Annotated in this window: 12 protein-coding genes and 1 pseudogene; 4 read left to right on the top strand and 9 right to left on the bottom strand. The window is 67.0% G+C overall.

Annotation, left to right across the window (positions count from 1 at the left end; all coding sequences use genetic code 11):
- Window positions 1–11: 11 nt before the first annotated feature.
- A pseudogene (locus AADZ55_RS02605) lies at window positions 12–850 on the top strand (hypothetical protein).
- 219 nt (window positions 851–1,069) lie between these two features.
- Entirely contained in the window at window positions 1,070–2,452 is a 1,383-nt protein-coding gene (gene mgtE / locus AADZ55_RS02600; protein ID WP_085323740.1) for a magnesium transporter, read from the top strand.
- Window positions 2,453–2,478: 26 nt separating this feature from the next.
- On the opposite strand, the gene fbaA is transcribed toward mgtE, so the two are convergent.
- Window positions 2,479–3,510, bottom strand: coding sequence for a class II fructose-bisphosphate aldolase (fbaA, locus tag AADZ55_RS02595; protein ID WP_085323741.1), 1,032 nt, complete (start codon window positions 3,508–3,510; stop codon window positions 2,479–2,481).
- A 120-nt stretch (window positions 3,511–3,630) separates the two neighbouring features.
- On the opposite strand from fbaA, the gene AADZ55_RS02590 reads away from it, so the two are divergent.
- The gene (locus AADZ55_RS02590; protein ID WP_085323742.1) at window positions 3,631–4,314 is read left to right on the top strand and encodes a VTT domain-containing protein; all 684 of its coding nucleotides are present in this window, start codon (window positions 3,631–3,633) and stop codon (window positions 4,312–4,314) included.
- Here AADZ55_RS02590 and AADZ55_RS02585 read toward each other — a convergent pair.
- Complete coding sequence (locus tag AADZ55_RS02585; RefSeq protein WP_085323743.1) at window positions 4,303–5,418, bottom strand: glycoside hydrolase family 76 protein; 1,116 nt, start codon at window positions 5,416–5,418, stop codon at window positions 4,303–4,305. The genes AADZ55_RS02590 and AADZ55_RS02585 overlap by 12 nt on opposite strands.
- Before the next feature lie 100 nt (window positions 5,419–5,518).
- On the opposite strand from AADZ55_RS02585, the gene AADZ55_RS02580 reads away from it, so the two are divergent.
- Window positions 5,519–7,051 carry an HNH endonuclease signature motif containing protein gene (locus tag AADZ55_RS02580; RefSeq protein ID WP_341286263.1) on the top strand — a complete coding sequence of 511 codons (1,533 nt, stop codon included), beginning with the start codon at window positions 5,519–5,521 and terminating at the stop codon, window positions 7,049–7,051.
- Here the strand turns inward: AADZ55_RS02580 and AADZ55_RS02575 are convergent.
- From AADZ55_RS02575 to AADZ55_RS02545, 7 genes are read right to left on the bottom strand one after another with little or no spacing between them, the layout of a single operon-like run.
- Complete coding sequence (locus AADZ55_RS02575) at window positions 7,000–8,274, bottom strand: vWA domain-containing protein (RefSeq protein ID WP_085327148.1); 1,275 nt, start codon at window positions 8,272–8,274, stop codon at window positions 7,000–7,002. The genes AADZ55_RS02580 and AADZ55_RS02575 overlap by 52 nt on opposite strands.
- 5 nt (window positions 8,275–8,279) lie before the next feature.
- On the bottom strand, window positions 8,280–8,885 hold the full coding sequence (locus AADZ55_RS02570) for an SRPBCC family protein (protein WP_085327149.1): 606 nt from the start codon (window positions 8,883–8,885) through the stop codon (window positions 8,280–8,282).
- 13 nt (window positions 8,886–8,898) lie between these two features.
- Window positions 8,899–9,777 carry an AAA family ATPase gene (locus AADZ55_RS02565; protein WP_085327150.1) on the bottom strand — a complete coding sequence of 293 codons (879 nt, stop codon included), beginning with the start codon at window positions 9,775–9,777 and terminating at the stop codon, window positions 8,899–8,901.
- Window positions 9,774–10,367: a nucleotidyltransferase family protein gene (locus tag AADZ55_RS02560; protein ID WP_085327151.1), complete on the bottom strand. Its 594-nt coding sequence runs from the start codon at window positions 10,365–10,367 to the stop codon at window positions 9,774–9,776. The genes AADZ55_RS02565 and AADZ55_RS02560 overlap by 4 nt, the downstream gene beginning before the upstream one ends.
- Window positions 10,364–11,248 (bottom strand): XdhC family protein, encoded by an 885-nt coding sequence (locus AADZ55_RS02555; RefSeq protein ID WP_085327178.1) that lies wholly within the window; start codon window positions 11,246–11,248, stop codon window positions 10,364–10,366. The genes AADZ55_RS02560 and AADZ55_RS02555 overlap by 4 nt, the downstream gene beginning before the upstream one ends.
- A 26-nt stretch (window positions 11,249–11,274) precedes the next feature.
- The gene (locus tag AADZ55_RS02550; protein WP_085327152.1) at window positions 11,275–13,674 is read right to left on the bottom strand and encodes an aerobic carbon-monoxide dehydrogenase large subunit; all 2,400 of its coding nucleotides are present in this window, start codon (window positions 13,672–13,674) and stop codon (window positions 11,275–11,277) included.
- Window positions 13,671–14,162, bottom strand: coding sequence for a (2Fe-2S)-binding protein (locus tag AADZ55_RS02545; protein ID WP_085327153.1), 492 nt, complete (start codon window positions 14,160–14,162; stop codon window positions 13,671–13,673). Before AADZ55_RS02545 ends, AADZ55_RS02550 begins: the two co-directional genes overlap by 4 nt.

Raw genomic sequence — 14,162 nt, 5'->3', positions numbered from 1 at the left:
AAGCTCCAAATATGCCCAACGCACCCGAGCCAGACCGCGCCGCCGGTGAATCCACGGCCGAATCGGCCGGTGAGCGGACCGCCGATCCCAGCGAAGTAGGCACCGAAAGCTACCCCCTGGTGCCCCACGACGCCGAAACCGAGACCGTGGTGATCAACACGCCCGAACCGGAGAACGATCCATCGGCCGCGAAACCGGAAGGGCAGCGCGAACGCCGCTTCACCGCACCCGGCTTCGACGCAAAGGAGACCCAAGTCATCGTCACCGCTCCGGAGGCGACCACCGAGGTCTTCCAAACCCACTCGGCGCCGGCCGGTGCACAGCAGCAGCCGACCGGCCTGCCCCGAAAACTGCTGTGCCACAGGCAATCCCTCCCCGGATGGGGGCGACACCACCGCCGTCCAGGCAACGCAACTGGGGCTGGGTGCTGGCGGTGGTGGTGATCGTCCTGGCGTTGGCGGCGATCGCCATCCTGGGCACCGTGCTGCTGACCCGCACCAAGCATCTGAAGGTGTCGCAGGAAGATCAGGTGCGCCACACCATCCAGAGCTTTGACATAGCCATCCAGACCGGCGACCTGACCGCGCTGCGCTCCATCACCTGTGGTTCCACCCGCGATGGCTACGTGGATTATGACGAGCGGGATTGGGCCGAAACTTATCGCCGGGTGTCGGCGGCCAAACAGTATCCGGTCATCGCCAGCATCGACCAGGTCGTCGTCAACGGTCAACACGCCGAGGCCAATGTCACCACATTCATGGCTTTCGACCCTCAGGTCCGCTCGACCCGCAGCCTTGACCTTCAGTTCCGCGACGATCAGTGGAAGATCTGCCAGTCCCCCAGCAATTAGCCGGGATTCGCTGATTTGCCCGCAATTTCACCGCTCGTAAACGCTAGTACCGGCCCGCATCACCGGCGCGTCACGAGGACCGACTAGTCCCAACACAGAAAAGATCGACCGCAGCCGAAATGCGGCTGGATCCCGTCTGTGGCAATGTACTGGCGGCCTGTTCCCCCAGAGACTGCGGCATGTCGTCTCAATCGTCCAGCAGAGGCAGGTGAACGCCACATGAGCATCCGCGCCGTCGAGAACTCAACAATCGACATCCGACACGCAATCGGTATCGGCACTCCGAAAGCCGTCGATTTGTGGCTCGACGTCGTCACCGAGCTGCCGGATCGCGCCCGCGAACTCGGCACGTTATCCAAGGCCGAATTCGGGAAACTCGGCCCCCTGCTCGACGGCACCAGAGCCACCGAGCTGTTCGAGTCGATCGACGACAAGCTGGCCGCGGACGCACTTCAAGCGATGGACCAGTCGCTGGCCGCCACCTTCCTCGACGTCCTCGATTCCGACCACGCCGCCAACATCCTGCGCGAATTCAAGGAGCACAGGCGGGAGGCGCTGCTGACGTTGCTACCGCTGGAGCGGGCGATGGTGCTGCGTGGATTGTTGAGCTGGCCGGAAGATTCCGCCGCGGCGCACATGGTGCCCGAAACGCTGACCGTGCGCCCGAGCATGACGGTTTCGGAGGCCGTCGCCAGCGTGCGGGAACGCGCCTCGGGCCTGCGTAGCGATTCACGAACCACCGCCTACGTCTATGTGACCGACCCCGACGCACATCTGCGCGGTGTGATCGCCTTTCGCGCCCTGGTGCTGGCCGACCCCGAACAGCGGGTGTCCGAGCTGATGAGCGACGACCTCATCGTCGTTTCGCCCTTGACCGACAAGGAGCTTGCGGCCCAGACGCTCATGGGCCACAACTTGATGGCGGTGCCCGTCATCGACGCCGACAACCGGCTGCTCGGCATCATTGCCGAAGACGAAGCCATCGACATTGCCGAGGAGGAAGCAACCGAGGACGCCGAGCGCCAGGGTGGCTCCGCCCCACTCGAGTTGCCGTACCTGAGGGCGTCGCCGTGGCTGCTATGGCGCAAGCGGGTTGTCTGGCTCCTCGTGCTATTCGCCGCCGAGGCGTACACCGGCAGCGTCCTGCGGGCCTTCTCCGATGAAATGGAGGCGGTGATTTCGCTCGCGTTCTTCATCCCGCTGCTGATCGGCACCGGCGGCAACACCGGCACCCAGATCGCCACCACGCTGGTACGCGCGATGGCCACCGGTCAGGTCCGGTTTCGCGACGTTCCGGCCGTGTTGGCCAAGGAACTGTCGACCGGTGCGCTGGTCGGCCTCACCATGGCGGCCGCCGCGGTGGTGCGCGCCTGGACGTTGAGCGTGGGCCCGCAGGTGACAGTGACGGTCGCGCTCACGGTGGGAGCCATCGTGGTGTGGTCGTCGTTGGTGGCCGCCGTCCTTCCGCCGCTGCTGAAGAAGCTGCGGATCGACCCGGCGATCGTTTCGGGGCCGATGATCGCGACCATCGTCGACGGCACGGGCCTGCTCATCTACTTTATGATCGCGCACCTGACGCTGGCGGAGCTGCAGGGGCTGTGAGCGGTCCGCCGGCCGACCGGCCGAGCTCAGCTGAGCGACTTGCCGGCGCAGTGCAGGTCGTTGCAGGCCTCGATGATCCGCTCGGTCATCGAAGCTTCGGCCTTCTTGAGGTAGCTGCGCGGGTCGTATACCTTCTTCACACCCACCTCGCCATCGACCTTCAGCACGCCGTCGTAGTTGGTGAACATGTGGCCGGCGATCGGGCGGGTGAACGCGTACTGGGTGTCGGTGTCGACGTTCATCTTCACCACGCCGTACCGCAGCGCCTCCTCGATCTCCGACTTCAGCGAGCCTGAACCGCCGTGGAACACGAAGTCGAACGGCTTGGCGTCGGCGGGCAGTCCAAGCTTGGCCGCCGCCACCTTTTGGCCTTGGGCAAGGATGTCGGGGCGCAGCTTGACGTTGCCGGGCTTGTAGACGCCGTGCACGTTGCCGAACGTCGCGGCCAGCAGGTACTTGCCGTGCTCACCGGCGCCCAGCGCCTCGATGGTTTTCTCGAAGTCATCCGGTGTCGTGTACAGCTTTTCGTTGATCTCGTTCGCGACGCCGTCTTCTTCGCCGCCCACAACGCCGATCTCGATCTCCAGGATGATCTTGGCGGCCGCCGCAACCTTCAGCAGCTCCTGGGCGATGACCAGGTTCTCATCGAGCGGCACCGCCGAGCCGTCCCACATGTGCGACTGGAACAACGGATTGCCACCCTTGGCCACCCGTTCCGACGAGATCGCCAGCAACGGCCGGACGTAGCTGTCCAACTTGTCCTTGGGGCAGTGGTCGGTGTGCAGCGCGACGTTGACCGGGTACTTGGCGGCGATGATGTGGGTGAACTCGGCTAGCGCTACCGCACCGGTCACCATGTCCTTGACCCCGAGGCCCGAGCCGAATTCTGCGCCACCGGTGGAGAACTGGATGATTCCGTCACTGCCGGCGTCGGCGAAACCTTTGATCGCGGCGTTAACGGTTTCCGAGGAGGTGCAGTTGATGGCCGGAAAGGCGTACGAGTTCTCCTTGGCCCGACCCAGCATCTCCGCGTAGACCTCGGGCGTTGCGATAGGCATGAAACTTCCTCCTGACGACTCAGATCCACCCAGTATCGCAACAACACAATTGAGCGCGGCAGCCAGTCCGGCGGCGTCTTGGTCGAGCCCGGTCGGTGACGCCGGTATGTTGTAGGCACCATGAATGCCGACGTGATGGCCCTGCCGGACATCCTCGACCCGATGTACTGGTTGGGCGCCAACGGCGTCTTTGGCTCCGCGGTGTTGCCCGGGATCCTGATCATCGTCTACATCGAGACCGGCCTGCTGTTTCCGCTGTTGCCGGGCGAGTCGCTGTTGTTCACCGGCGGGCTGCTGGCCGCGAGCGCCGACCCGCCGGTCACCATCGGGGTGCTCGCCCCGTGCGTCGCGCTGGTCGCGGTGCTGGGCGATCAGACCTCCTATTTCATCGGGCGACGGATCGGCCCAGCGCTGTTCAAGAAGGAAGACTCCCGGTTCTTCAAAAAGCATTACGTGACCGAGTCACACGCGTTCTTTGAGAAGTACGGGCCGTGGACGATCATTCTGGCCCGTTTCGTGCCGATCGCGCGAACCTTCGTGCCGCCGATCGCCGGGGTGTCCTACATGCGGTATCCGGTGTTTCTTGGGTTCGACATCGTCGGCGGTGTCGCCTGGGGTGCCGGTGTGACGCTCGCGGGCTACTTCCTGGGCAGTGTTCCGTTCGTGCATAAGAACTTTCAGCTCATCATCATGGGCATCCTGTTCGTCTCACTGTTGCCCGCCCTGATCTCGGCGGCGCGAGTCTACCGGGCGCGGCGCAGCGCACCCAAGGGCGACCCGGACCCGGTGGTGCTACCCGAGTGAACTCACCGCTGCGGCGCGGTGGGCGGCCTCCATCAGCATCCAACCCGACAGCTGCACCGACAGGTCCCGCTCGGCCGCCTCGGAGCTAGTCACCGCGCCCTCGACAAACTGCGCCGGCCGACCCGTCGCGGTGGGCAACTCGGCATCTCGGTCCCAGAACGCCGCGAATACCGGCAACCCATCGACCGTTTGCCGACGGTCCCACGCCGACTTGGCCGAGGACAGCACCACCGCGCGGGCGGTGTCGCGGGCGGTGACGTCCGCGGCGGTATAGCCCGGCAACGTGGTGGCGACCAGCGCGAGGTAGCGGGCGGTGATCCCGGCGAACAGGCCGCCATCCCCGCCGCCGGCGCCGCGCAGCACACCCGATGGCGCCATGTGTTCGTTGACGGCCGCAACCAGGCGGTGCACCCGTGGTGCATGCCTGTCGTCGCTGGTGCGTGCCGCGAGTTCGGTTTCCAGCCCAAGCACCACCCCCTGGCAGTAGGTGTACTGCGCGCGGACCAGCGACCCTGCCTTGATGCCGTCGAACACCAGGTGTGTCTCCGGGTCGATCAGGGTGCGGTCGATCCAGTCGGCCATCTGCTCCGCGCGCTTGAGCCGATCCCCATAGCGAGCCAGGAATATCCCGGCCGGGCCGTTGGCGGGGGCGTTGAAGAACTGGTCTTGCTTGCGCCACGGGATTCCGCCGCCGTCCTCAGGCACCCACGCTTTGACGAACTGGTCGGTGAGCTTCGGCAGCGCGCGCCGGCGCTGCACGCCGACGACCCGGGCCGCACGTTCCAGCGCCAGCGCGAGCCAGGCCATGTCGTCGTAATAGCTGTTGATCCACGAGAAGTTGTTGCGCAGCCGATGCGAGCGGACCTGCCGGTTGATCCTGGTGCGCCGGTGCGGTTGCGGGTCCCGCAGCTGCGCATCGACCAGGCAATCCAGCAGATGCGCCTGCCACCAGTAGTGCCAGGTGCCGAACAACCGATCGCGCCTGGACGAGGGCCAGGCCACCACGCCCAACTGGGTCCCCGGCAACGCCCAGAGTCGTTTCAGGTGACGTTGCGTGACGGCGGCTTCGGCGCTGGCTGCCCGGTTCGCCCATACCTGATCCATACCGGCCGATCCTGCCCTATAAACCAGCTAGACCACAGGCCGTTGAGGCCGACTACTTCGGCCCGCTGCGGCGTCCGCGGAGTCTGGTAGTATCGAACGTATGTTCGACGCAACGGGTCCTCGATCCCGGGCGGCGGTGATCGCCTTCTTCGACGAGCTCTTCGAACGACACTATCCCTCGACCACGGCGCGGTCCGCGGAGTTGGTGGAGGAAATTTGTGCGTTCGCTCGGGTGGAGAACCGGGCCGCGGCCGCGCAGCTGGTCTCGATCGGGGAGTTGTTCGGCTACCGGCTCTCGCGCTGCACCGACACCGAGGACTGGGCGATCGATACCGAGGAGGCGGTGGCCGCCGAGGTGGGCGCGGCGTTGCGGATCAGCCAGGGGCTGGCGGCCAGCCGGCTGCGCTATGCCCGGGCCATGCGTGAGCGGCTGCCGAAGGTGGCCGCGGTGTTCCAAGCGGGTGACATCGACTTCCGGATGTTCCAAACCATCGTGTACCGCACCGATTTGATCACCGACCGCGACGTGCTGGCCGCCGTGGACGCCGAACTGGCCGTCAAGGTGGCGCGCTGGCCCTCGATGACCCGCGCCCGGCTAGCTGGGCAGATCGACAAGATCGTGGCGAAAGCTGATGCGGACGCGGTGCGCCGGCACACCAAGAATCAGACCGACCGCGAGATTTGGATCGGGGAGAACGAGGGCGGGATGTCGGAGATTCATGGCAGCCTGTTCACCCCCGACGCCACCGCCCTCGACAAGCGGTTGACCGCGCTGGCGGCCACCGTGTGTGAGCATGATCCGCGCAGCCGTGAGCAGCGCCGCGCCGACGCGTTGGGGGCGCTGGCCGCCGGGGCCGACCGGCTGGGCTGTCGCTGCGGGCGCACCGACTGCGCCGCCGGCACACGCCCGCCCGCCACGCCGGTGGTGATCCACGTGATCGCCGAACAGGCCAGCATCGACGGGCGCGGCACCACCCCGGCCTCCCAGGTCGGTGCCGAGGGGCTCATCACCGCCGACCTCGTGGCGGAGTTGGCCGCCTCGGCCAAGCTGGTGCCGCTGATCCACCCCGGCGACGCCGCACCCGAACCCGGCTACGCGCCGTCCAAGGCGCTGGCCGATTTCGTGCGCTGCCGGGATCTGACCTGTCGCTGGCCGGGCTGCGACCAACCCGCGGTGCACTGCGATCTCGACCACACGATCCCCTACGCCGACGGCGGACCCACCCATGCGGCAAACCTCAAGTGCTACTGCCGAACCCACCACCTGATCAAAACCTTCTGGGGCTGGCAGGACAAGCAACTACCCGACGGCACCCTGATCCTGACCTCCCCCGCCGGCCACACCTACGTCACCACCCCCGCCAGCGCGCTGCTATTCCCCAGCCTGTGCCGAGCCACCGGCGCCATCCCGTCACCCGAAGCCGACCCACCACCGGGCTACTGCCCCGAACGCACCGCCATGATGCCCAGGCGGCGCCGCACCCGCACCCAAGACCGCGCCCACCGCATCGCCACCGAACGCCGCCACAACCACCACGCCCGCACGGTTGCCCGCACCGCCCCACAAGCCGAGTGCCCCAGCTACACCGGCCCCGCCCCACCCCACACCGACGACGACCCACCGCCGTTCTGACCTGGTAAGCCAGCGCGGGCATCGGCCAACGCCAGCAGCAACTGGTGCAGGCCGGTCAGCGAGTGCGCCGGCAGAAACAGGTCGCAATAGGGCAGCGCCGCCGCCATCGAGCCGGCCCGCGGCGCAAACTCGGGGTGTGCCGCGCGAGGGTTGAGCCAGACCAGCAACTCGGCGCGGCGACGCACCCTGGCCAGCGCGTGCACCAACACGTCGGGAGGATCGCTGTCCCAGCCGTCGGAGGCGATGATCACCACCGCACCGCGCAGCGCGTTGCCGTGCGGCGGGGCCAGCAGGGCAGCGATGCTGCGGCCGATGAACGTGCCGCCGTAGCGGTCGGTCACCCTGGCGTTGGCCCGTTCCAACGCAACCTCCGCCGAGCGATGAGACAGCACCGAGGTGAGCCGGGTCAGCGACGTCGAGAACGCGAAGACTTCCGGGTGGACCCCCGCCCGGCGCAGCACCGCCGCCCGCATTAGATGCAGATAGATCGCGGCGTAGGGCTGCATCGAGCGGCTCACGTCGCAGACCAGGACCACCCGCCTGGGGCGGCGGCGGGGCCGGGTCCGTGCCAACAGCACCGATTCCCAGCCGGTCGACCGCGAGGCATTCATCGTCGCCCGCAGGTCAATGCGCTTGCCATGCGGGCTGGACTCGAATCGCAGGCTGCGCCGCCGCGGCCAGCGCGCCACCGTGGCCTCCAGCCAGGTGCCGAGCAGCCGCAGATCGTCGGGATCGAACCGGTCGAACGACTCATCGGCCCGGGCAGCGATGCGGCTGGGCAGGACATCGGGCAGTGCGACGGTGGGGCCGTCCTGATCATCGGCGGTCGTTGCCGGCGGACGAGTCGCCCAGGGCAACGCCTGGGCCTGGGAGCCGCTGGATCGGCCGTCCGCGCGGTGCACGACGCCGGCCGCGGGTGTGCGCGAGCCCGGACTCGGCAGTGGCGGGCGGCTGGCGCCGTCGGGCCCGGCCCGGCCCAGCGTCCCGAACAGGGCAGCGAACACCGCGTCGAAGGCGGCCAACTCCTCCAGACGGTTGACCAGGGTCAACCGCGCGGCCCAGTACAGCGCCGCGGGCGTCTGCGGCGCCAACTGCTGCAGCGCCCGCACCAAACTCGCTTGGCCGCTAGCGGACACTCCTATCCCGGCGCCGCGCAGGCGTGCGACCAGCGCAGCCGCGAACGCCGCGAGATCGACGCCCCGTAACAGCGCGGGGGTAGCCATCGCGTTCAGCGCCGCCGGTGTAGCACCCAGCCCAGCAACAACAGCACGGCCAGCACGGCCAGCACCGCTGAACCGTACTTTCTGAGCTGGCCGCCACCGGCAAGCTCCAACAGGTCGATGGGCGCCGCTTCCGGAGCGGCGGGGGCGCTTTCCGTGCTTCCCGAGCTCCGGGCCGCGAGCTCGGCCTCCAGCGAGTCCACGAACTGGCCCAGCAGCTTCTCCGACACCTGTTGCAGCATGCCGCTGCCGAACTGCGCCAGCTTGCCCACGATCCTCAGATCGGTGTCGACCGTGACGTGGGTATGCTCTCCGGCCTCGTGCAGCTGGGCGGTTACCGTGGCGGCCGCGTTGCCGGTGCCACGCGCCTCCTTGCCCTTGCCGTCGATGACCGCGCGGTGCTGGTCGCGGTCCTGTTCGACGAAGCGAACCTTGCCGCTGAATTCACTGGTGACCGGCCCAACCTTGACCTTGACCTTGCCGAGATAGTCGTCGCCCTCGTGGCCGATCAACTGCGCCCCTGGCATCAGCGGGATCACCTGCTCCAAGTCGCATAGCACGTCCCAGGCCCGCTCGATCGGCGCGCTGACGGTGAACTCGTTGGCGATCTTCATCCTTTGCGTCCTCTCATGAGCGGCTGTAAGCGATGAACGCATCTCGAAGTAGCGTACGGTCGTCGGGTGTCTTGGCCAGTGCCCCGAGGCTGACCAGTGCAGACGGATCCACCAAGTCCGCGACCCCAAGCGACACCAAAGCCGCGACCCAGTCGATGGTTTCGGCCACGCCGGGCGGCTTGTCCAGATCGAGATCGCGTGCGCTGCCGACGAATTGAGTAGCGTGCTCGATCAACGGCGCGGTTGCCCCTGGCACCGTCCGGCGGACAATCGCGGCCGCCCGGGCCGGGTCCGGGTAATCGATCCAGTGGTACAAGCAGCGCCGCCGCAGTGCATCGTGCAGGTCGCGGCTGCGGTTCGAGGTGAGCACCGCGATCGGCGGGCGCTCGGCCAGGAAGGTGCCCAGCTCGGGAACGGTGACCGTGGATTCGCCGAGGAACTCCAGCAGCAGCGCCTCGAATTCGTCGTCGGCCCGGTCGATTTCGTCGATCAGCAGCACCGGCGGGGTTGGCCCGCGATGCCGCACACACCGTAGGATGGGCCGGTCCACAAGATAGTCCTCGGTATAGAGGTCCGCTTCAGAGATTTCAGACATACCCTTGCCGCGCGCTTCGGCCAGCCGGATCGACAGTAGCTGACGCTGGTAGTTCCAGTCGTAGAGTGCCTCGTTCGCGGTCAACCCCTCGTAGCACTGCAGTCGGACCAGGGTGGTATCTAGCACCACTGCAAGGGTTTTCGCCGCCGTCGTCTTGCCGACACCGGGCTCACCTTCCAGCAACAGCGGCCTGCCCAGCGTCACCGCCAGATAGATCGCGGACGCCGTCCCGGTATCCAACAGGTAGTCCTGCTTGTCGAAAAGCCGGATCACATCGCCGGGGCCGGTGAAGGTCACGAGGGCACCGATTCCAGCAGCCGTTGGTAGTCGTCCCAAGTGTCCACGTCCAGTGGCACCGGAGCGTCTACCGCGAGTTCGCGCACCGGGTGCCGACCCGCCGCCACGAGCTTCCAAACACCCTTGTCGCCGTGTAGTCGGGAAAGATCGCCAAACACATCGCCGCTGAACCAGAATGGATGCCCGATGCCGTCCGCGTAGCGGCACACCATGACCCCTTCGGCCGGTGCGCCGGCGACCATCCGGCGCAGCGTCGCGGGGTCGACACCGGGCTGATCACCAAGCATCAGCACGATCCCGGCGGCTCGCGGGTGCACCCGCTCCAACGCCACACGCAGCGATGCCGAACACCCGGTCCCGAAATCCTCGACGACGACCACGTCGGCCCCACCCAGCCCCACCGCGTCGCGCACCGTCTGGGCGGCACCGCCCAATGTGACGATCAGCTGGTCGAACCCGGCGCCGCGAGCGACAGCGAGGGTCGCCCCGAGCAGGGTGGTACCCCGGTACGGAAGTAGCTGTTTGGGCTCGCCCAGGCGGCTGGAGCCGCCGGCTGCCAGCACGACACCGGCAACCCATCGCGGTGTCATGCCCCGTTTTTTCTGCCCGCGAACGCGGTGCGGCATCCCGGGCCGCAGAACCAGTAGTCCACGCCCGCGGACCGAAGGTGCTCGGTGGCGGGGCTAACGGTGACCGTCATGCCGCACACCGGGTCGACCGCGTCCGCGCAACCACCGCTCGCCCGTGCGGGCCGGGTCAGGTCGCGGCTGCGCAGCGTGGCGATGAGTTCCGCGGCGATCGACACCGCGATCTCCGCGGGTGTCTTGGCGCCGATGGCCAATCCGACCGGGGTGTACACGCAGGCCCGCTCGGCCTCGGAGAGTTCCAGCGAGTTCAGAATCGCCGCGCCGCGAACCTTGCTGGCCACCAAGCCGATGTAGTTGACGCCGTTGTCCAACGCGGTGCGGATGATGTCGGCTTCCGGCCCCCCGTGGCTGGCGATCACCACGGCGGCGGTGTCGGCCAGATCGGTTTCGCTTCGGACTTCTAATCGCGCCTCATACCCCAGTACTTCACACACCCGGACCAGCGCACCGGCGATCGGGGTGGCTCCATAGACCCGGATCAGCGGGGCCGGCAGCTGCGGCGTCAGAAAGATCTCCATCGAGCCACCGGACAGGCACGGGTTGACCACCACGCAGGCACCGGGCGCCTCCGGGAAGTGCACGTCTCCGTCGGGAAGGACTCGCAGCAGCACGCTTTCACCTGCCTGCAACGCTCCCAGTGCCGCTTTGCGGATGGAATTCAGCGCGCACTGGCCACCGACGAATCCCTCGATTGTGCCGTCTGCCAACAGGATTGCTTCGTCGCCCGGATACGCGGAGACCGGCGGCTGGGCCCGCACCACCGTCGCGCGGACAAACGGCGTCCGCGCAGCCACCAGCTGCGCCGCCCGCTCACCAATCCACATCGGCTCCCGCATCGTCGCCACGCGGACTAGATCGGCGGTCTGGCGCGGCCCTGCATGGCCTCCCAGACCCGGGACGGTGTTAGCGGCATATCGACGTGGCGAACCCCGAACGGCGCCAACGCATCCACCACCGCGTTCACCACCGCCGGTGGCGATCCCACGGTGGCCGACTCGCCAACGCCCTTCGCGCCGATCGGGTGATGCGGCGACGGCGTCACGGTATGCCCGGTCTCCAGGTGCGGCACCTCGAGCGCGGTCGGAATCAGATAATCCATCAGCGAGCCGCCCAGGCAGTTGCCGTCGTCGTCGAAGGCGATCATCTCCATCAGCGCCATGCCGATGCCGTCGACGATGCCGCCGTGCACCTGGCCCTCGATGATCATCGGGTTGATCCGGGTGCCGCAGTCATCGACGGCCAGAAAGCGGCGCACCTTGACCACTGCGGTGCCCGGATCCACGTCAACCACACAGAAGTACGCGCCGTACGGGTAGGTCAGGTTGTCCGGGTTGTAGCAGACCTCCGCGTCCAGTCCGCCCTCGATCCCCTCGGGCAGATCCCCGGCGCCGTGCGCGCGCATCGCGATGTCGGCGATCGTCACCGACGCGGACGGGTCACCCTTCACGTGGAACGAGCCCTTCTCCCATTCCAAGTCGGCGACCGAAACCTCGAGCATGCCCGACGCGATGATCTTCGCCTTGTCGCGCACCTTGCGGGCGACCAGTGCCGCCGCGCCGCCCGAGACCGGCGTGGACCGGCTGCCGTAGGTACCCAGCCCGAATGGCGTCTGGTCGGTGTCGCCGTGCACCACCTCGATATCGTCGGGCGGGATTCCCAGCTCCTCGGCGACGATCTGGGCAAACGTCGTCTCGTGGCCCTGGCCCTGGGTCTGGACCGAAAGCCGCACAACGGCTTTGCCCGTCGGGTGCACGCGCAGCTCACAGCCGTCGGCCATGCCGAGGCCGAGAATGTCCATGTCCTTACGCGGGCCGGCACCAACAGCTTCGGTGAAGAACGACATCCCGATGCCCATCAGCTCGCCACGCGCTCGCCGCTCGATCTGCTCGGCGCGCAGTGCGTCGTAGCCGATCATGCCCATCGCCTTGCGCATCGTGGTCTCGTAGTCACCCGAGTCATACACCCAGCCAGTTTTGCTTTGGTAAGGGAACTGCTTGGGCCGCAACAGATTTTGCAGGCGTAGCTTGGCTGGATCCATCTTCAGCTGGTAGGCCAGACAATCCACCAGTCGCTCGACGAAGTAGACCGCTTCGGTGATGCGGAACGAACACGCGTAGGCAACCCCGCCGGGCGCCTTGTTGGTGTACACCGCGGTCATGTGGCAGTAGGCTGCCTCGATGTCGTAGCTGCCGGTGAACACCCCGAAGAACCCGGCTGGATACTTCGCCGGCGCGGCCTGGGCGTTGAATGCGCCATGGTCGGCAAGCACATTCGAACGGATCGCCAGAATCTTGCCGTCCTGGGTGGCGGCGATCTCGCCGACCATGATGTAGTCGCGGGCGAAGCCGGTGGACGTCAGGTTCTCGCTGCGGTCCTCCACCCACTTGACCGGCTTGCCCAATAGGAGCGAACCGACGATCGCGCACACGTAACCCGGATAGATCGGCACCTTGTTGCCGAATCCGCCGCCGATGTCGGGTGAGATCACCCGGATCTTGTGTTCGGGCAGACCGGCGACCAACGCGTACAGAGTGCGGTGGGCGTGCGGCGCCTGCGAGGTAGTCCACAGCGTCAGCTTGCCGGTGACCGGATCCAGATCGGCCACTGCGCCACAGGTTTCCATTGGCGCCGGGTGCACCCGGGGGTAGACGATCTCCTGCTTGACAACGACGTCGGCCGTCGCGATCACCGCGTCGGTCGCCGCCGCATCGCCGGTTTCCCAGTCGAAAATGTGATTGTCCGTCTTTCCCTCAAGATCGGTGCGAATCACCGGCGTCGACGGGTCCAGCGCCCGGCGAACATCCACGACGGGGTCCAGCGGTTCGTACTCCACGTCGATCAGTTCCAGCGCGTCCCGGGCCGAGTACCGGTCTTCGGCAACGACGAACGCCACCTCCTGGCCTTGGAAGCGTGTCTTGTCGGTGGCCAGCACGGCTTGCACGTCGTTGGACAGCGTCGGCATCCAGGCCAGGCCCTTGTCGGCCAGGTCGGAGCCGGTCACCACAGCCTTGACTTTCGGATGTGCCTGCGCGGCAGTCACATCGATGCTGACGATGCGGGCGTGCGCATACGGCGAACGCAATATGGCCAGATGCAACATGCCCGGCAGCGCGACGTCGTCGACGTAGGTGCCGCGGCCGCGGATGAATCGCGGATCCTCCTTGCGCATCATGCGGCCATGCCCACACGGCTTCTGAGCGTTGTCGGCTGTGTCTTCCGGTGACGGAGGGCGTGACTCGATTGTCGTCATGAGCTGGCCACCTCTGCCTGAGCTTCCTGTGAGTTCCGCGCCGCCCATTGAATGGAGCGCACGATCGTGGTGTAGCCGGTGCACCGGCAGATCTGCCCGGAGATCGCCTCGCGGATGGTGTCCTCGTCGGGGTCCGGGTTGCGGTCCAGCAGGGCGCGGGCCGTGATCATCATTCCCGGCGTGCAGAAGCCGCATTGCAGCCCGTGGCAGCGCATGAACCCTTCCTGCACCGGGTCGAGCGAGCCGTCGGGACCCGCTAGTCCCTCTACGGTCCGGATGCTGTGACCGGATGCCATCACCGCGAGCATCGTGCAGGACTTCACCGGCACGCCGTCGACCTCGACCACGCATGTCCCGCAGTTGCTGGTGTCGCAGCCCCAGTGCGTCCCGGTGAGCCGCAGCTGATCCCGCAGGAAGTGGACCAGCAGCATCCGGGCTTCGATGTCGGCAGTGACCGGCTCACCGTTGACGGTCATGTTCACCTGCAT

Source organism: Mycobacterium decipiens (genome assembly GCF_963853665.1).
Classification (GTDB): domain Bacteria; phylum Actinomycetota; class Actinomycetes; order Mycobacteriales; family Mycobacteriaceae; genus Mycobacterium; species Mycobacterium decipiens.
Note: the sequence above shows the minus strand (reverse complement) of the source record. Positions and strands in the feature narration are given on the sequence as shown.

Bases quoted from the DNA above. Each gene is read 5' to 3' on its own strand.
- AADZ55_RS02585 (WP_085323743.1), bottom strand. From the start codon at position 5,418: ATGGATCAGGTATGGGCGAACCGGGCAGCCAGCGCCGAAGCCGCCGTC.
- AADZ55_RS02560 (WP_085327151.1), bottom strand. From the start codon at position 10,367: ATGACACCGCGATGGGTTGCCGGTGTCGTGCTGGCAGCCGGCGGCTCC.
- AADZ55_RS02570 (WP_085327149.1), bottom strand. From the start codon at position 8,885: ATGAAGATCGCCAACGAGTTCACCGTCAGCGCGCCGATCGAGCGGGCC.
- AADZ55_RS02580 (WP_341286263.1), top strand. From the start codon at position 5,519: ATGTTCGACGCAACGGGTCCTCGATCCCGGGCGGCGGTGATCGCCTTC.
- AADZ55_RS02545 (WP_085327153.1), bottom strand. From the start codon at position 14,162: ATGCAGGTGAACATGACCGTCAACGGTGAGCCGGTCACTGCCGACATC.
- AADZ55_RS02550 (WP_085327152.1), bottom strand. From the start codon at position 13,674: ATGACGACAATCGAGTCACGCCCTCCGTCACCGGAAGACACAGCCGAC.
- fbaA (WP_085323741.1), bottom strand. From the start codon at position 3,510: ATGCCTATCGCAACGCCCGAGGTCTACGCGGAGATGCTGGGTCGGGCC.
- AADZ55_RS02555 (WP_085327178.1), bottom strand. From the start codon at position 11,248: ATGTGGATTGGTGAGCGGGCGGCGCAGCTGGTGGCTGCGCGGACGCCG.
- AADZ55_RS02590 (WP_085323742.1), top strand. From the start codon at position 3,631: ATGAATGCCGACGTGATGGCCCTGCCGGACATCCTCGACCCGATGTAC.
- AADZ55_RS02575 (WP_085327148.1), bottom strand. From the start codon at position 8,274: ATGGCTACCCCCGCGCTGTTACGGGGCGTCGATCTCGCGGCGTTCGCG.
- mgtE (WP_085323740.1), top strand. From the start codon at position 1,070: ATGAGCATCCGCGCCGTCGAGAACTCAACAATCGACATCCGACACGCA.